This is a genomic window from Niastella sp. OAS944, assembly GCA_024809215.1.
Classification (GTDB): domain Bacteria; phylum Bacteroidota; class Bacteroidia; order Chitinophagales; family Chitinophagaceae; genus Niastella.
This window is the reverse complement of record JANUBW010000004.1, coordinates 148030-167329: the sequence shown is the minus strand read 5'-3', so window position 1 is coordinate 167329 and position 19300 is coordinate 148030. Positions and strand designations below refer to the sequence as shown.

Sequence of the window (19300 nt, the reverse complement as noted above, 5' to 3'; positions counted from 1 at the left end):
TATTCGTGACAGCTGAAAATACTCGGTCGTCTCGAATGTCAAGCACTCACCACTCACCACTCACCATTTCAATCCACAAACTGCACCGAATAGATCATAGGCAGGTAATTATTAATAACCTCCCAGCTATCCCCCCTGTCGCATGAGAAAAAGAGATTGCCGGTGGTGGTGCCGAAGGCAACGGCATCGCCATCGCTCACCAGTGCATGGCGGTAGGTGATATCGAAACAATTTTCCTGCGGTAAACCTTTTCGTAATTGTTTCCAGGTTTTACCGCCGTCATCGGTTCTGCATATAAATAAAGAGCCTTTAATGGCAGTACGTATTTCGTCACTATCGGCGGGTGCTACCCATGCCTGGTCGGGATTGTCGTGTGCAACAGCCATGGCAAAACCAAAGCGGGCGGGGCCGCCGGTCTCGCTTACTTCCTGCCATTGTTGTCCGCCATCGGTGGAGCGAAAAATGCCACAGTGATTTTGTTGCCACAAGGCATCGGGATTGCTGGGCGCCGCTACTATAATATGTGGGTCGTGCCCAACTTCTGCATTGGGGTCGGGGAGAAAGGCTGCGTTCAATCCTTTATTACGAATGGCCCAGTTTTTACCGCCATCTGTTGTTTCAAAGACACCGGCGCAACTGATACCTATATGAATATGATCTTCATTACGTGGGTCAACAATAATAGAATGAATGCCGGGCAGGTCGCGGCCACCGCCAAACCAGCCTTCTTTGCGGGTAGGGTGGTTCCATAACGATTCAACCAACTGAAAGCTGTTGCCCTCATCTTCACTTACAAACAAACCGCCGGGGTCGGTGCCTATCCATAATCGTGATAAATGCTTGTTGCCGCCATGTGCCATCGACCACATATAACGGGTGGTGGCGGGCATGCCATCTTTTACTTCTGCACCTTCTGGATAGGCCGGTGCAATTACTTCTTCCCAGGTTTTGCCACGGTCTTTCGAACGTTGCAGCTTTACGCCCCAATGGCCATGGTCCTGGCAGGCCCACCACGTACCGTTGCGCGGGTCGGCATAGGCAATGGAAACAGGAACACCTTCAAATGAAATATTCTCTATTTTCCATTCATCGTTTTTAAAACGATAAGCGATCAAACCTTTGCGTGTACCTAAGAGAAGTGTATTTTTCATGTGGCAATATTTTTTATTTACTAGCCTCCAGACAAGGCTTGCATGATATAGATCTCACTATTTTCCTGAAACGGATCGGTTAGGGAGTTTCGGTCTTTGATCATGGCGCCGTCGATAAAAATATTCACGTGTTGCCGAAGCCGGCCCTGATCATCTAAAACGTATCGCGTTACACCGGGGTAGCGGGCCTCCATTTCTTCAATAACAGCCCGAAGCGTTTTACCGCTTGTAGTAGTCTCTTTAAGCGTTGGAAAGAATCTTTTTAAAGCATATGTAAACTTTACTATTGCCATAAGTAAATGTCAGCAATTAATCAACCTGCCGCACAGAACCCCTCTTCAACTTGTCAACTCCCATCTAAGTTACTGGATTATAACAAGTCACCAAGTCCTGGGCCTTAAAAAATGTCTAAGCGGGAAAACCATACTCCGAAGCTGGATTTTTAGCGATGAATAACTCATATATACAATTTACAAATGTTGCGGCAGTGCAATTTGTTGTTAAATTACAGACGGTTAAGTAATTACACCGTTCATGGCCCGAATACCCTTGGATTCACATAGTGCACAGGAGGATGCGTCACTGATCGTTCAAGTACGATCGGGCGACTATGATTCTTTTACCCTATTATATAATAAATATATTCGTCAGCTTACCCAATATGGTTTAAAATTCACACCCGACATGGGTGCAGTAGAGGATTGCCTGCACGATGTGTTTGTGTGGTTATGGGCCAATCGCAACAAGCTGAATATACATACTTCGGTTAAGAGTTATTTGTTTAAATCGGTGCGTACCACCATGCTGCACTGGCTGCAAAAACAACACCGGGTGCAAACAATAAACGCCGGCGACGACCAGTCATATACATTCGAACTACAACTAACACCCGAAACGCTTTTCTTACAAAATGAACAACAGCGACAAATACGACAACAGATTGAAACTGTGTTGCTCACCCTCACTGCCAAGCAAAAGGAAGTGATCTATCTCCGTTATTACGAGGGCCTGAACTTCGAAGACATAGCGCAGAATATGAATTTATCGGTAAAAGCCTGCTATAAATTAATGGGCCGGGCTATTAGTGTTCTGAGGGAGAATATGGTGTGTTGTTTGTTTTTAGTTCTTAGTTTTAAGTTATGAGTTCCAGTTCTTGGTTTCAGGTTTCAGGTTGCCATTTATAGCGACCTTATAGCGATGTTATAGGGACCTTATAGCGATGTTATAGCGACCTTATCGCGACGTAACTCCATGGTAACTCCATAGCAACTCCCTTTCAGCCCCCAGGTAGCAACTCCCTTACCCGCTCACATAAATTCTAAAAATATACCTCAATCCATGGGGTAATTTATAAGGTAACCTTCTCTTAACCTTAAACCGCGCGGTGACTTTTGATGCGAGTAGCTTGCTGTTCATTGTAAACCATCATTAAATCAGTCACATGAGAAAATTAACATATGCCATTCCGATGGTAGTTATGCTGCTATGGAGCTCAATTGCAGCCGCGCAAGGTATTTTAAAAGGTACAGTAACGAGTGAAAGCGGCGAACCGCTGGCCAATGCCTCTATCGTTGTGAGCGGAAATAAAGGCGGTACATCTACCGATACGTCGGGAAGCTACCGCCTTTCTTTAGCCGCGGGTACTTACAAGATCTTTATTTCCAGTGTGGGTTTTAATCCGTATTCTATGAACGTTAAGATCGACAATAACACCATTACTAAAGATGTGGTGTTGCAATTTGCAGTGGCCGATCTTAGTGAAGTGGTTGTTGCTGTAGGCAGCCGCGCCTCGCAACGTACTTTTACCACCACACCTTTGCCGGTTGATAATATCAATGCCGCTGAGCTGGCAAGCTCGGGGCAACTCTCCTTCGATAAAGCCCTGCAATTACGCGTGCCTTCATTCAATACGGTGAACACACCGGTGAATGATGCTACTTCCTTGCTCGATCCCTATGAGATCAGGAACATGGGCCCCAGCCGTACACTTATTCTTATTAATGGCAAACGAAAGAACCCCAGCTCACTGGTGTATATTCAAACTTCACCGGGACGTGGTGAAACCGGCGCCGACCTGGCCGCTATACCTACTGAAGCCATTAAACGCGTTGAGATCCTTCGCGATGGCGCTTCGGCCCAATACGGTTCCGATGCTATTGCCGGTGTAATGAACGTGATTTTAAAAGACCGGTTCGATTATACCAATTTCAAAATTGCAAGCGGCGTAACCCATAAAGGCGATGGCTTTTCGCTTCTTACCAGCCTTAATGGCGGCGCCAATTTTGGCAGCAAAGGATTTATCAATTACACTATCAATTTTCAACGTGAAAACAAAACCAACCGCTCCGGTAATGTAGACGCCGTTGGCGACAATAACGACCTTAGCGACGGAACCGCCGCCAGTTTGCAACAGGTAGAAGCATTTCTTGCCCGCTTCCCCGATGCAAAAAATATAAGCGGTACACCTACCAGCACCGCTGCCAAGTTTTTGGTAAATGCGGGTCTCCCTGTTAGCGAGAACACCACCTTTTATGCCAATGCGGCTTACGTATATAAAAAAGTGCAAAGCTTTGCCAACTACCGCACGCCCTACTGGAAACAGGATTATGGCCTGCTGCATGCAGCCGGCAGCGAATACGTGGGTTATGGCCCCACCTTCGAAGGCGACTTAAACGACTATAACGCTACCGTTGGTTTTAAAACCACCAAAAGCGGTTGGACGCACGATATCAGTTTTACTACCGGTGGCAACAAACAATTGTATACTGTTGAGAACACTGTAAACCATTCTCTTGGTTCAAAAAGCCCCATACGTTTTAAACCCGGCGGTTATGCCTTTAACCATGTGGTTGGTAATATAGACATAACCAAAGAAGTGACCGATAAATTAAGCATTGGTTTTGGCAGCGAGTTCCGCAGTGAGAACTTTCAGATCTTTGCCGGCGATACCGCTTCCTACACGGGCGAAGGCGCTAACTCATTTCCCGGTGTAAATGAAGTGAATGCCATTAAGGTGAACCGTTTTAATATTGGCGGTTATTTCGATGTGAACTACGATATCTCAAAGGTCTTCCTGGTAAACGGTACTGTACGCGAAGAGTATTACAGCGATTTTGGTAGCACCTTTGTTTGGAAACTCAGTGGCCGGGCAAAAGTAAGCGATAAACTTACCCTGCGTTCATCTATTTCAACCGGTTTCAGGGCGCCCAGCTTACACCAGATCAACCTGCAAATTGCCCAACAAAGTTTTGTGCCGGGCCAGGGTATTCAAACCAAAGGTATCGTAAGTAATAAAAGCCCACAGGCGCATTTGTTAGGCGTGCCTGCACTAAACCCCGAAAAGTCGACCAACTTCACTGCGGGTTTTGGGTTCAACCCAACAAAGAACTTCAGTATAACGGTCGACTACTATCATATTGAGATCAAAGACCGCATTATCCTTAGCTCAAATATCACAAATACAGCAGCCGGCAATACTGAACTGGATGAGGTGTTACGCAATAATGGTATTGTAGGCGTAAGCTTCTTTACCAATGCCATTCGTACCCAAACAGAAGGTATTGATGTAGTGGCCAACTACAAGAATATTGCAGTAGGTAATTCCGGCAAGTTGACCATCAATTTAGCCGGTAACTATACTATCTCGAACAGGTTGGAAGGTAATATTACCAATCCAAAACTCATAGGTGATGCCGGTCAATCGACATTAGATGTTATTCAGGAAGCATTGCTTACTACAAGCCGGCCAAAATATAAAGTGGTGCTGGGTGGTGATCTTTTTTTAAGCAAATGGAATTTTGCCCTGAACAATACTTTGTACGGCCCTACCACTTTTCGTAATGACGGGCTTGATAAAAACCTGAAACTTGAGTTTCAATCCAAGGTGGTTAGCGATATAAATATTGCCTATCAGTTTAGCAGCCGTATAAATGCATCAATAGCAGTAAATAACATATTCAACATAACACCGGAATGGAAATTGAAGGCGCTGAATAGCAATGGTGATGCGATCCTGGCTGATCCTGCGCTTGTGAAAAAGAATGTGAACGCTATTACCTTCAATGGCCGGTATAGCTTGGTAACGTATGATGGCGCGCATTTCAGTCAACTGGGCACAACCTTTTTGGCTACGCTGAATTTTAAATTGTAGATTGCCGCAGGATCAGGTGGTTGGCAGTTTTGCAACAACTGCCAATCCCTGCCTGCTAAATATTATGATAACGTATACTACGGCGAAAAACGACATCGACCTTCAGCAAATTCTGGCGTTGCAAAAGCAAAACCTGGCAGCGGGGCTCACCAGGGAGCAGATAAGCTCACAGGGATTTGTAACCGTTTCGCACCGCTTTGAAGATCTGAAGAAGATGAATGAAATTGAACAACATGTGATTGGTAAAGACGACGATCGTGTGGTGGCCTATTTGCTGGCTATGACGGCGCAGTCGAGGTTCGATGTGCCTGTTCTGTTCCCTTTGTTCGAAATGTTTGAACGGGTGAATTACAAGGAAAAGAAGATCGCCGATTATAAGTACATAGTGGTAGGACAGGCCTGTGTTGCCGAAGGGTATCGTGGCAAGGGTGTATTTGATGCGTGTTATGCCGCCTATAGAGATAGTTTTAAAGATAAGTATGAGTTTGCCATCACTGAAATAGCGATCCGGAATCAACGCTCTATAAATGCGCATAAAAGAATTGGTTTTGAAACTATATATGAATATGCGGCTCCTGATGGAGAAGAATGGAGTGTTGTTATTTGGAAATGGTAGCCAATAAAAATTAAAATGGACAAGTACAAGCAATATCAAACTGAGGATTTTCTTCAGGATGAGAATTTTATCAAATGGGTTTTAGATCCTGATGCGCCGGGCGGCCAGAGTTGGCAGGCATGGATGAAGGCCAACCCCGATAAAAGAGAAGCCGCGCAAAGAGCCGTAGATATTATCCGTTCCTTTGATTTCAATAAGGAAACAATTGCCGAAAATTTCTATGTGAACCTGAAACAAAGGATAGATAATACCATCGAGGCTGAGCATAGAACGCCGGTGCGAAAAATGAAAATTCCCGGGGTGTGGTTAAAAGCCGCATGTATTGTTGCGGGCATCATTGTGATAGGCATAGGTTATTTTAACAGACGCCCTTCCTATACCTATTTTTCTACACCATATGCAGCTATTAAAACGGTATACCTGCCTGATAGTACAGAAGTGGTGCTGAATGCCAATTCATCTGTACGGTACAGTAAAAGCCGGGGCGCGCGGGAAGTTTTATTAAGTGGTGAAGCCTTTTTTAAAGTGCGACATGTAGTAATGGATGGTAAAACAATTCCATTTAATATACATGCCGGAAACTCGGTAATAGAAGTGCTGGGCACCGAGTTCAATGTGAAGGACCTTAATAATGAGACTGCGGTTTTCTTAAAGAAGGGAAAAGTAAAGTTTTCGATCCCGGCCAGCCACACCGCAACCTTAATGCAACCTAACGACTATTGCTATTATAATGCCGCTCAACAAAAAATAATTACCCGTGTAGCCAATCCCGATCTGTTCACGGCCTGGATGGAACACAAGTATCGCTTTGAGAACGCAACGGTAAAAGAAGTTTGCGAAACCCTGAAAGCCTATTTTGGATACGATTTTATTATTCGCAACGATAAGCTTGACACACAAACTGTTTCCGGCACGCTTGAATTGAATAACGAACAGGTGATGTTGACTGTGCTTGGTGAACTGTTCAAAACAAAAATTACAAAGGAGGGAAATAAGATCATTGTTGAATAACGCCCTGAGCGTATTTTTTGATTATGAGAAAAAGCCTGTTTCATTATTGGCTTACTGCTGCTTTATTATGCTTATGCATGGCGAACGCCGTGTACGGACAGCGGATTGTCCGTAGTGACAAAAACGACAAAACACCCCTGCTTACCATTCCTACAGAAAACAGCCTGCCGTTAAAAGATGTGATCGTTGCACTTGAAAAGAAATTCCGCGTTAGTATCCTTTACCGCGAACAACTGCTGCAAAACAAGAACGTTCTTCCCGATACTGCCGATAGCTCCAGCGCTGATAATGCACTGCGCAACCTGCTCACCCCATTCGGTTTAACTTTTAAAAAGGTATCGCCCACGCAGATCATTATTTCTGAAGCGCCGGGCCGCTATCGCGAAAAGATCACTAAGGCCGATCCTAACGATAAACTGCATAACCTGTTAACGGGTACCGTACTTAATGAAAAGAACGAACCGGTGCAGGGCGTTTCGGTGATCGTTATTGGTGTTACAAGAGGTACGGTAACCGATGCGCAGGGTAATTATCGCCTTCCCCTGGAAGATGGTAATCATAAAATTTATTACAGCAGCGTTAGCTATAACAGTTATGTTACTTCGGTTAAAATGCAGCATGCAGAAACAGTAAAGAATGTAACATTGTATAATGCAGTAACAGATCTTAGCGGGGTGGTAGTGGCTGTTGGCAGCCGGGCCTCGCAACGCACATTTACCAATACCTCGCTGCCGGTAGATAATATCAATGGAGCCGATCTGCTGGCCACGGGGCAGCTGTCGTTCGATAAAGCGCTGCAATTCCGTGCCCCCTCTTTTAATACGGTGAATATGCCGGTGCATGATGCTACTTCACTAAGCGATCCGTATGAGATCAGGAATATGGGGCCCTGCCGCACGCTCATTTTAATAAATGGTAAAAGAAAGAACCCGGGCTCGCTGGTATATATTCAAACCTCGCCGGGCCGGGGAGAAACGGAAACCGATCTGTCGGCCATTCCCCTCGATGCTATTAAACGCGTGGAGATCCTGCGCGATGGCGCTTCGGCCCAATACGGTTCCGACGCAATTGCCGGTGTAATGAATATCATTTTGAAAGACCGGTTTGAATACACAAACTATAAAGCCAATACAGGCATCACCAGTAAAGGGGATGGATTTTCTGTTGGCACCAGTATTAACAGCGGGGTGAACTTTGGTAGCCGCGGATATGTGAACTATACTATCAACTTTCAAAAAGAGAATCGTACCAGCCGGCCGGGCAGGGTAGATGCCGAACAGGATAATATCGACCTGGGCGATGGAACAGCGGCCGGTTTGGAAAAAGTAAAAGCATTTCTCGATCAATTTCCCGATGCCCGCAACATAAATGGTACACCGGCGCTTATGGCTGCCCGATTTCTGGTAAATGCAGGTATACCCGTAAAACACAATGGCGTTTTTTACGCAAATGCCGCCTATGTTTACAAGAACATTCAAAGTTATGCCAACTACCGTACCTCGTACTGGAAACAGGACCCCTATCATTTATTACACGACACCGCTGCTGCCTATCTTGGCTTTGGACCTACTTTTGCCGGCGATCTGAACGATTATAATGCCACGCTTGGTTTTAAAAAAGAAAAAGGTTTATGGATCACCGATGTAAGCGCCACGGTTGGGGGCAACCGGCAATTGTATACCGTTGATAATACCTGGAATCCCTCGATGGGGCAGAACAGTCCAACCACATTCAGGCCCGGCGGTTATGCCTTTCATCATGTGGTAGGCAATGTAGATGTAAGTCATACTGTAAATGAAAAATTATCCGTGGCTTTTGGTACCGAATTCAGAAATGAATCTTTTATCATTATCGCAGGCGACAGGGCATCTTATACCGGTAATGGCCCTATTTCATTTTCTGGGATCTCTAATATAAATGCCAATACATCGAACCGGTTTAATATTGGTGGTTATTTCGATATTAGCTATGACGTTACCAAATCGCTGCTGCTGAATGCAACGGCGCGGCAGGAGTATTATAATGATTTTGGGGGCGCGTTTGTATGGAAGGCAAGCGGGCGCAAAAAGCTGGCGGGCGACAAACTTACATTACGTTCTTCTGTATCTACCGGTTTTCGTGCGCCGGGATTGCACCAGGTAAACCTGCAGATCGTACAACAGATATTTTCACCAGGTATGGGTGTGCAATCAAAAGGCGTGGTGAGCAATAAAAGTATGCAGGCGCAGGTATTGGGTGTGCCCGCATTAAAGCCCGAACGTTCAGTGAATTTCACCGCAGGTTTTGGTTTACGACCGTTTAAGCATGTAAGCATTACGCTCGATTATTATAATATCAATATTCGCGATCGAATTATTCTCAGCTCCGACATTACGCATACACCCAATAGAAATACTCAGCTCGATGCTGTTTTAAGCGCCAATGACATCATTGGCGTTAGCTTTTTTACCAATGGCATCAGTACCAATACCCAGGGGCTCGATCTGGTGGCTGCCATCAAGAACATTCGTATAATGACCACCGGCCGTCTGGCCCTTAACCTGGCTGGTAATTATACTATTTCCAATAAACTGCTTGGTGTGGTAGCCAACCCGAAACTGATCGATGATGCCGGGCAGGCCATTTTCGATTATATGCAGGAGGCGTTATTGCTTACCAGCCGGCCAAAATACAAAGCCATACTTGGCGGCGATATTACTATAAACAAATGGTCGCTTAACATAAACAATACATTGTTTGGTCCGGCTACTTTCCGTAGCGAAGGGCTCAACAGGAATATAAAAATGGTCTTTTTACCCAAGCTGGTAACTGATGGTGCTATCGGTTACCAGATCACACCCTGGCTGGGCGCCAACTTTGCAGTTAACAATATCTTTAATGTGTTACCGCAGTATGCACTAAAACCCTTAAATAGCGCGGGCAAGGAATTGCTGAACGATCCTAAAGAAGTAAGACGAAATATCAATGCAGTTACCTTCAACGGCCGTTATGGCATAGCTACCTACGATGGTTCGCATTTTAGTCAATCAGGTACTACGTTTTTACTTACGTTGAGTTGTAAGCTTTAACAGGTAGAGCCTGGATGTTTCTTATTGACTTTTAATTGTATATTATAAACTACCCTGCGTACATTTGCTACAGAGGAAGCAAATAGTATGAACGCAGAACAACAACGACTACAGCAACCCAACTGGAAAAGATGGGGTTCGTATGTTTCAGACCGGCAATGGGGAACAGTAAGGGAGGATTATAGCGCCAATGGCGACGCCTGGAATTTTACCACACACGATATGGCGCGCAGCAAAGCCTGGCGCTGGGGTGAAGAAGGTATTGCCGGTATCAGCGACGAAAAACAGTTGTTGTGTTTTGCACTGGCTTTCTGGAATAAAAGAGATCCCATACTAAAAGAACGGCTGTTCGGGCTCAACAACCAGCAGGGTAATCATGGTGAAGATGTAAAAGAGGTATATTATTACCTCGATGCAACGCCCACCCATTCGTACATGAAAATGCTGTACAAATACCCGCAGCAGGAGTTTCCTTACCAATGGCTAATAGATGAGAATGGCCGCCGCAATCGCCTGCAACCGGAATTCGAACTAATGGATACCGGTATTTTCAACGATGATAAATACTTCGATGTTTTTACTGAATACGCCAAGGCGGGCACCGATGATATTCTTATAAAAATTACCATTCATAACCGCGGCGCGGAAGATGCCAGCCTGCACGTTTTACCTACCGTTTGGTTTCGTAATACCTGGAGCTGGGGCCGTCACGATTATAAACCTTCATTATACAAGAACGGTGATCATTCCATTCGCATACAGCATGAAAAGCTGGCAGTGTCGAACTTCTATTTTGAGGGGGATGGCAACATGTTGTTCTGTGAGAATGAAACCAATACCCGCCGTTGTTACCATTACGATAACAATGAGCACTTTCCTAAGGATGGCATAGCCGATCATTTACTGCATGGTAAAAAAACAGTGAACCCGGCCATGATGGGCACCAAGGCTGCTATTGATTATGAGCTTACCATTGCGGCCGGTTCTTCCCATACTATTCGTTTACGTTTAAGCGATACAGAATCGCAGGATGCGTTTGATGATTTTGACGCCTTGTTCGAGCAACGTCTTCAGGATGCCGATGCATTTTATTCCGATCTGCAAACGGGCATCTCAAATGCAGATGAACAAAATATTCACCGGCAGGCCATTGCCGGTATGTTGTGGAATAAACAATTCTATTCATATAAGGTACAGCAATGGCTCGATGGCGATCCGGCATCACCACCGCCACCGCAGCAACGCCTGAACGGCCGGAATAACGATTGGAAACAACTCAATAACGAGCACATCATTTCTGTTCCCGATAAATGGGAATTTCCCTGGTATGCAGCCTGGGACCTGGGTTTTCATTGTGTAACTATCGGGCTGGTTGATCCGGATTTTGCCAAACAGCAACTGCAAATGCTCACCGAAGAATGGTTTATGCATCCTTCGGGTATGCTGCCCGCTTATGAATGGTCGTTGGGCGATGCCAACCCGCCTATACACGCGGGCGCCGTGTTTCGCATTTTCAGAATGGATGCCAAGGCAAAAGGAGTAAAGGATTATGCATTCCTTGAATCTATATTTCATAAACTGCTTATCAATTTCACCTGGTGGGTGAACCGGAAAGATGCCGAAGGAAACAATATCTTCGAAGGCGGTTTCCTTGGCCTGGATAATATTGGCGTGTTCGATCGCAGTGCGCCATTGCCCGAAGGGGTATTTGCCGAACAGGCCGACGCTACCAGCTGGATGGCCATGTATGCATTGAATATGCTACATATTTCGCTGGAGCTGTCAACTTACAACAAGGCATACACGGGAATGGCTACCAAGTTCTTTGAGCACTTCCTGTATATAGCGGGCGCCATGGCCAGTATGGGTAAGAATAATACCGGTTTGTGGGATGATGAAGATGGATTCTTTTACGATCAAATGCATTTGCAGGATAAGCAGGTGCTGAAGCTGAAAGTAAAGAGCATGGTAGGACTTATTCCCTTCTTTGCTGTGGAAGTGATCACTAAAGAAACGCTTGATAACAACCCGTTATTTGCAGAGCGTATGAGTTGGTTCCTACGTCACCGGCCCGACCTGGCATTGCTGGTTTCGCGCTGGTACGAAGAAGGCAAGGCTGATACGCACCTGCTTGGTTTGCTGGGTGGGCATAGAATGAAAAGACTACTGGGGCATATGTTAGATGAAACAGAGTTCCTGAGCGACTACGGCGTACGTTCATTATCGAAAGAATATGTTACGCATCCTTATAAAATAAAGATCAACGGTGCTGAAATGAGTGTGCCCTATGTGCCCGGCGATAGTGATTGCGATATGTATGGCGGCAACTCCAACTGGCGCGGACCGGTTTGGATGCCCATGAACTTCCTGATCATTGAAAGTTTACGCAAGTATCATTTTTATTATAGTGATGATTTTAAAGTAGAATATCCCACTGCATCCGGACAGTTCCTTACCTTGAAACAGGTGGGTAATGAAATTGCCTGCCGCCTGGTTGATATCTTTAAGCGGGATAAGCAAGGGAAAAGGGCTGTGTTTGGTGATAATGATAAAATGCAGAACGACCCGCATTTCAGGGATTACATGTTATTTCATGAATATTTCCACGGCGATAATGGCCGCGGCCTGGGCGCTTCCCACCAAACCGGCTGGACGGGACTGGTAGCAAATTTGATCGTTATGAAAAATCAGTTATAGATCTGGCAGGTCCCATTGGCCCCAGTTGTCTCTTTTTATGGTTGAAAGATCAATACTCGGGTTCCACCGGTGCGGATCAGATACGCCCCTGGGATAATCGTATTCACGCCAGAATTGGCTCCTGTTGATATTTGTATTGATGACATTACTATAGATGGTTTGTACTTTTTCATTTTTGTTGAGATACCATAGGGCAGCCCTTAGTTTTGTTGGAAAGCCGCCTCCGTATTGGGCAACTATAAAGGGCCAGAATTTTCCCGGGTTTAATATAATGTCATCGTACCCGTTGGTATGGGTAGGGTAACCGATGATCTGTATTTTTTTCCAGGCACCGTCCTCGTCCAGCGCCTCAAGTAAAATGATGAGGCCTGAGATGCGCAATAGCTTTATGGCTTCATTTGTGCTGTTGCCAACAATTAACTTATAGGTTTTAAAGCCGTTTGAGGCGTAGCCCTGCGTGGTATCGAATTGGAAAATGAATTTGTTGTTTGGTAAATGTTCGGCGGTTGTAATTAGTTTCCCCAGAAGCTCTACATATGATGAATCGCTATTGTTTAGTTTTATTAATGTTTCAGGATAATCGCGGTATTGGCTATAACCCAGATAGTCGATATTCAGTGGAACAGCCTCTTGGTCAATGGGGTCCTGCCATACAATTTTTCCCTGTTGGTTATAGTAGGTTGATTGGTAATTGACCATTGTATTAAATAATCCATTTACAAATGCTTTTTTTTCAGGATAGTCCATTCCGGGTTGAACAATTGCCTGGTTTTTCATGTTTGCCAGACCGTATATACGGGTATACTCATTTTTTCCGTCGGGTACGCCAAAAAAGAAATGATCGGCCGTTGAATCTGGAAAGGCTATGTCTTCATACGTAGCTGGTATAACAAATTTCCCGGTGGTATCAATAATGCCATAGCAGCCGCCCGATTTTACTATTGCGTAATTTTTAAAGAACTTCTTTATATCATCAAACGACTTATTGCAAACTGGTTTTGCATGCCGGTCGAGAATAAAATAATTTTCGTTATGATCTTCAACTACTATACGGTTGCAAGAAAAACTGCTAACGCTTTTGTAACTGGGGTTGTTTAAAATGGTGTCGCCTTTGGGGCTAATAAGCCCTTCATATATTTGTTCGCCGGAGGAAACGCTATGGAATGTATAGTAGCCGTAAGGAATGGGAAATGTTACGTCGCCAATTAATGGCATAGACTCTTCTTTGTTGATAAGCCTGCCGGTAGCGTCAATTGTACCAGGCGTTCGGTTGATTGAATCAATTGTTATATCGGCAAAGCCGTTATGAAATTCGCCAATGTAATCATATTTGCCAATGGGTACTATAAAATTACCTGCAGTATCAATTACTCCCCGGGGCCGTAAACCGTAATCCTCATGCGCAGCATCGAATAAATTTACGACGGTAACTCCGCTATTAAAGAAATGGATGTGGCTGTATAGTGTATCTAACAAAAGTCGATTGGCTGGTATATCAATTATGCCATATCTTTTCGACTTTGTTGCAATAACTGCTTTACTTGGGGTTATAAATTCTATAGAACGATAAGCAGTGGGCAATATCACTTTGCCGGTTTTGTCAATAAAGTAAGGTTGCCTTTGTTTGTAAACGAGGGTAATACCATTTTCAAAATAAGTGGCATAATCAAATTGCGGGGCGAGCACATATTTGCCACTGGCGTCAATAAAGCCGTATAATTCATTTTCACGTACCGCTGCCAACCCTTCTTTAAAATCGAAAGCATTATGGTAAATGGTTGGTATAACCGTAGTGCCTGTACTATCTATAAAACCCATTTTCCCATTTACGGTTATTTTGAATAATGGTTGCTGCTGGCTGGTAGCCAGTTGGGCTATAAACAGAAAGGGGAGTAGGAGGGCAAGCTTTGGCATAGTGCTACCAATATACACTGCGCTTTGTTAAGATTATAGTAAAACCAGGTTCCGCCATCATTTTTATTTTACAGGGAATAAATTTTGCATTTATTCATTTTATCAAACCAACCCTTCCTTTATAAATAACTCCACTTTTTTATTACGGGGCGCTTTGCCAGCCCTGGCAATACATTAATGTTTAGTAAACCATTTAAAATTGTTGGTTATGAGAATTTCCTCCATGGCCATGGTTTGCCGTGTGGTGGCCACTGTTGTTATCTTTTTACAGCTTGCGTCTGGTTGTAAAAAGCACGATGTACCTAATGAAAAGGATAGAGAAGTGGATATAAAACTGGTAGCAGATAATTTTGTTTCGCCCATTGGTTTGGTAGCACCCGATGATAACAGCAAGCGGATGTTTGTAATTGACCAGGTTGGAAAGATCTGGGTTATTGATAAGAACGGTAATAAGTTATCGACACCATTTCTTGATCTGACCAGCAAATTAGTGACCCTTACTCCGGCATATGATGAGCGCGGTTTGCTGGGGTTGGCTTTTCATCCCGGCTTTAGGGAAAATGGTAAGTTCTATGTTTATTATCAAATGCCGCCCCGTACCGGCGGCCCTGCAACCGGTGTGTTATGGGATAATCTCAGCCGCATTTCCGAATTCAAAGTATCGGGCAATGTAAATGTGGCCGATATGAGTTCAGAAAGAGTGGTGTTGGAATGGGATGATCCGCAATCGAACCACAATGGCGGTACCCTGGCATTTGGTCCGGATAGTTACTTGTACATTTCTCTGGGTGACGGCGGCGCGGCCAATGATGTAGCGCCGGGGCACGTAGAAGACTGGTATGCAGCCAATGCCGGTGGTAATGCACAAAATGTGGAAGCCAATTTGTTTGGCAAGATATTGCGTATAAATGTAAATGGAACTCCGTACAGCATACCTTCCGATAACCCGTTTGTAAACAAGGCCGGCATGGATGAAATATATGCCTATGGTTTTCGCAATCCGTTCCGCATGGCGTTTGATATGGGTGGCACTCATATGCTGGTTGCTGGTGATGCCGGCCAGGTATTATGGGAAGAAATCAGTGTGGTAAAGAAAGGCGGCAATTACGGCTGGAATGTAAAAGAGGGGACCCATTGTTTTAATGCCGCCAATAATACCATGGTAATGGCTTCCTGTCCAATGGTCGACAATCTTGGTAACAACTTGATTGACCCGGTAATAGAATTGAATAACTGGGCAAACCCCGCAGGTGGTATCGCTACTACAGTTATTGGCGGAAACTTTTACCGTGGTAAGGATATTAAAGGCTGGGATGGTAAATACATCTTTGGTACCTTCTCACAAACGCCTACAACGGCTAATGGCGAATTGTTTGTGGCCAGCCCGTCATCATCTGATAGATGGTCTTATGAAGAAGTAATGTTGAAAAGCCATCCCGATGATGTTGGATATTATTTGCGTGGTTTTGGTAACGATGATGATGGTGAAGTGTACCTGACTGTTTCTTCTATGTTAGGCCCTTCGGGCAATACTGGGAAAGTGTTTAAGCTGGTAACTGTAAAAAATAAATGGGATTATTAAGATACCAGCACCGCAGCGTTGTGTTGAATGTAGAGTTTTATACCCATAAGTGATAGAGATGGTGTTGAACAAAAGGTCGCTTCGGCGGCCTTTTGCTTATAAGTATTATAACGGTGTGATGCATGTTATAATAGTTTATGATGCAAGTTCTTTTAGTTTCTTTGTTGCCTTTTTGTGACCTAAATGTTTGGCTTTTTCAAAGTTGTACATCAATGAGGCCCTGGTGAGCTGCTAATGTGTACCAATAAACCGTTTAAGTCCGCCTTCCGCAACGCAACTCCATAAGGCGAAGATCTTTTTCCATTCTTTCTTTCGGGAATTGGTTTCAAAGGGTAGTGTATAGCCATGGTTAAACATGCGGGTTAATTTGTGATTGCTGAATTTCGAATTCACGGCTATAAAGTTAATTAGGTGTAAGAGTTTGCCCTGGATACTAATATACGAAGCGTTTGCTTTTTTCAAAATGCAGGGTGAGCCCGTCCGTTGGAATTTAGGGCGGGTTAATTGAAAAAAGATGGAATAATACAATTACAAGTCTTTTGAATTGAAAAAAAGAAACTGTTTGTTCAATTGGAGGTTCTCCTAATTAAAAAGAAGGGATTGTTTTTTCAATTAGAAGTTCTTTCAATTGAAAAAGAAGAAGAGTTTTTTCAATTGGGAGCCCATACAATTAAAAAGATTGTACAGTTTTTTCAATCAGATGCGCTTCCAATTAAAAAGAATGTGCAGTTTTTTCAATCAGATGCGCTTCCAATTAAAAAGAATGCAGTTTTTTTTTAATTAGAAGTACTTTCAATTAAAAAGAATTTACATTTTTTTCAATTGAATTAGCGTCCCTTTAATAGAAATAAATTGATTTTCAGGTATTTAAACTGTCGGTACGGCTGTTCTTTATAAAGAATCGTATTTGTCCCGGTCTGTCTGCATCAATTGAGTACAGACAACACTTACCCTCCCGCATTATAACTAACCAGCCATTTATTTAACTACGCATACAGCATAACGATGCAGCTTTTAACGAAGTAACTAATCCCCCAAGAGTTCAATATGATCCAACCTTTGTCTGTGGGAGTTGATCCCGATGCATCGGGAAACCGCCGAAAAATAAAAAGGCTCACATTGCTGTGAACCTTTGTCTGTGGGAGTTGACGGGCTCGAACCGCCGACCCTCTGCTTGTAAGGCAGATGCTCTGAACCAACTGAGCTAAACTCCCTTTTAATCGTCGTTGGGGTTGCAAATGTATGACTCTTAATTAATAACACAAATTTTATAGAAGATTTTTTTTTCAATCCTTACAAATTTTTCGAGCCCCTAACTCATTTCTGGCTTCACCAGATCAAATTGACCAACAACCAACGGGCCATGTTGAAAAGTTGAGAATTTGTACTACTGTTGATTTTTATCAATATGCTATTATGATTTAACGAAAGACGCTTATAATATACCGATCGGTATTTTTTATTCCGGCGTTACTTCTTTACAATAGACCATTGCTACGATACAATGGAGTATTGCAACGCAACTCCGGAGCGTTGCTCCGTGTATTTTGGCAATTGCAAGCTTACAATGAGCTCAAAGTCACTTACAATTGAAAATTGTAGTGAGATAATGTTCGTTGTTAGTGATTTGCAAGTCAAATACAAACAGCAATGGTCCATTGTTGTGTTGCAACGGACCAATGTTGCGTTGCAATGGTCCGGAGTTTGCTTGCAATGGTCATTGCAGCTCAACAATGCTGCATTGCAGCCTGGCACCGGTACAAAGTAAGTGAGAGATGCTGCATTGCAGCTTAGATACGTATCAAGGTCAGGTAGCAATGCTCAAAAAACAGCCACATACGCCGTATTGTAACAAAACAACGCACCGGAGTCCCCCAACAATTCAACCTGATCCGTCGGCGGTTTCCCGATGCATCGGGACAGAAGAAAAGGTTCACAGCGCATCTAAAAGTTTTTGATATGGTTCGGCAATTCGTCGGTTCCACTCTGCCTCTAATTCGCACTTCAGTTTGCTTAATTCGGATGTCCGTTAACGACCGTTTCTTTTTCTCAGCATCTTTTAAGCGTTCGATGGCTATCTTTACTATGTAGGATCGTTTTACAGAAACCGCCATAAAGATTTGCTTTTCTTTATAAAAATAAATACCAGCATTTCATTATTTATTTATAATATTACTCACCAGTCGTAGGAACTACTTCATCAGACACCGTTTCAAAAGAAAGTTTTATCACCAGTACCCGCCAGATATAACGTATTCACGGTGAATCAATAGACGCCACAACCGCAGAGGTTGAATGGATGGCAAACGATCTTATATACTCAACAACATTATAAAAATGTCCACCATATTACACAAAATGATTGTATTGGTCCCTTTCAGGAATGCACGTAGCTTTATTGTCGACTGCGTTAATTCAATATTTAGCCAGGTCTACACGAATTACGAGATATATTTACTGGATGACGATTCTACCGATGGCACGCTTGAAGAGTTGGATAAGGAATACACTTGCCTTCATCAATTAAGAAATAAACAACATATAGGCCCTTTAGCAACTATTTACCGCTCATTAACCACGCTGCCTGTTAATGATGAAGATATCATTGTAATAGTAAATGGCGATGATTACATTTTTGGCGAATACGCATTTCAATTATTGAATGCAAAATATAATGAGCCTAATGTTTTACTTACCTATGGACAGTTTATTACCAACTTCGGGTTTATGGGAAACTTTATGCCTTATACTCCTCAGGAGTTTTTAGATATTAGAAAAGCGAGGTGGAATGCCTTGCATCTTAAAACTTTTAAATATAAGTTATTTAAAAAATTTCTAAGCATCGATTCGGAGTGCAATAGTTTAAAAGACGACGACGGCTCGTTTTTTATGATGGAAAGCGACATGGCATTAATGCTTCCGCTGCTCGAGATTGCCGGTTTTAAAAACGCATATTGCTTTCCCAATGTGTTGTATTGTTACCGGCATCATCATTCCGACGGGGCTGAAGCGTTGGAAGAAACAAATACTCAAACTCTTACCCGAAATTGCATAAGAAGCAAACCTTCATTGACAAATATTCCCGGCTTATACGAAAGTAATTGAAGAAGT

General features: G+C 43.6%; 13 protein-coding genes and 1 tRNA gene. 9 read left to right on the top strand and 5 right to left on the bottom strand.

Annotation, left to right across the window (positions count from 1 at the left end; genetic code table 11):
* Window positions 1-68: 68 nt before the first annotated feature.
* Complete coding sequence (locus GGD38_RS19150; RefSeq protein ID WP_375301993.1) at window positions 69-1151, bottom strand: glycosyl hydrolase; 1083 nt, start codon at window positions 1149-1151, stop codon at window positions 69-71.
* A gap of 20 nt (window positions 1152-1171) precedes the next feature.
* Complete coding sequence (locus GGD38_RS19145; protein WP_375301992.1) at window positions 1172-1444, bottom strand: MoaD/ThiS family protein; 273 nt, start codon at window positions 1442-1444, stop codon at window positions 1172-1174.
* Window positions 1445-1685: 241 nt separating this feature from the next.
* Between GGD38_RS19145 and GGD38_RS19140 the strand changes: the two genes are divergently transcribed.
* From GGD38_RS19140 to GGD38_RS19115, 6 genes are all read left to right on the top strand, one after another.
* Window positions 1686-2294 carry an RNA polymerase sigma factor gene (locus tag GGD38_RS19140; protein ID WP_375301991.1) on the top strand — a complete coding sequence of 203 codons (609 nt, stop codon included), beginning with the start codon at window positions 1686-1688 and terminating at the stop codon, window positions 2292-2294.
* A gap of 298 nt (window positions 2295-2592) precedes the next feature.
* The gene (locus GGD38_RS19135) at window positions 2593-5301 is read left to right on the top strand and encodes a TonB-dependent receptor domain-containing protein (RefSeq protein ID WP_375301990.1); all 2709 of its coding nucleotides are present in this window, start codon (window positions 2593-2595) and stop codon (window positions 5299-5301) included.
* A 64-nt stretch (window positions 5302-5365) separates the two neighbouring features.
* A complete protein-coding gene (locus GGD38_RS19130; protein ID WP_375301989.1) occupies window positions 5366-5917 on the top strand; it encodes a GNAT family N-acetyltransferase in 552 nt (183 codons plus the stop codon).
* Between the two features lie 15 nt (window positions 5918-5932).
* Entirely contained in the window at window positions 5933-6928 is a 996-nt protein-coding gene (locus GGD38_RS19125) for a FecR family protein (RefSeq protein WP_375301988.1), read from the top strand.
* Window positions 6929-6951: 23 nt separating this feature from the next.
* A complete protein-coding gene (locus GGD38_RS19120) occupies window positions 6952-9996 on the top strand; it encodes a TonB-dependent receptor domain-containing protein (protein ID WP_375301987.1) in 3045 nt (1014 codons plus the stop codon).
* An 87-nt stretch (window positions 9997-10083) separates the two neighbouring features.
* Window positions 10084-12693: a glucosidase gene (locus GGD38_RS19115; protein WP_375301986.1), complete on the top strand. Its 2610-nt coding sequence runs from the start codon at window positions 10084-10086 to the stop codon at window positions 12691-12693.
* On the opposite strand, the gene GGD38_RS19110 is transcribed toward GGD38_RS19115, so the two are convergent.
* Complete coding sequence (locus GGD38_RS19110) at window positions 12688-14607, bottom strand: WG repeat-containing protein (protein ID WP_375301985.1); 1920 nt, start codon at window positions 14605-14607, stop codon at window positions 12688-12690. The two genes, GGD38_RS19115 and GGD38_RS19110, sit on opposite strands and share 6 nt — an antisense overlap.
* A gap of 208 nt (window positions 14608-14815) precedes the next feature.
* Between GGD38_RS19110 and GGD38_RS19105 the strand changes: the two genes are divergently transcribed.
* Window positions 14816-16189 (top strand): PQQ-dependent sugar dehydrogenase, encoded by a 1374-nt coding sequence (locus GGD38_RS19105; protein WP_375301984.1) that lies wholly within the window; start codon window positions 14816-14818, stop codon window positions 16187-16189.
* Between the two features lie 231 nt (window positions 16190-16420).
* Here GGD38_RS19105 and GGD38_RS19100 read toward each other — a convergent pair whose 3' ends face one another.
* The gene (locus GGD38_RS19100) at window positions 16421-16582 is read right to left on the bottom strand and encodes a hypothetical protein (protein WP_375301983.1); all 162 of its coding nucleotides are present in this window, start codon (window positions 16580-16582) and stop codon (window positions 16421-16423) included.
* A gap of 207 nt (window positions 16583-16789) precedes the next feature.
* Between GGD38_RS19100 and GGD38_RS19095 the strand changes: the two genes are divergently transcribed.
* Window positions 16790-16969 carry a hypothetical protein gene (locus tag GGD38_RS19095; RefSeq protein ID WP_375303862.1) on the top strand — a complete coding sequence of 60 codons (180 nt, stop codon included), beginning with the start codon at window positions 16790-16792 and terminating at the stop codon, window positions 16967-16969.
* Between the two features lie 359 nt (window positions 16970-17328).
* Here the strand turns inward: GGD38_RS19095 and GGD38_RS19090 are convergent.
* A tRNA-Val gene (locus GGD38_RS19090) sits at window positions 17329-17403 on the bottom strand.
* A 1123-nt stretch (window positions 17404-18526) separates the two neighbouring features.
* On the opposite strand from GGD38_RS19090, the gene GGD38_RS19085 reads away from it, so the two are divergent.
* Window positions 18527-19294, top strand: coding sequence for a glycosyltransferase family A protein (locus GGD38_RS19085; protein WP_375301981.1), 768 nt, complete (start codon window positions 18527-18529; stop codon window positions 19292-19294).
* Window positions 19295-19300 lie beyond the last annotated feature (6 nt).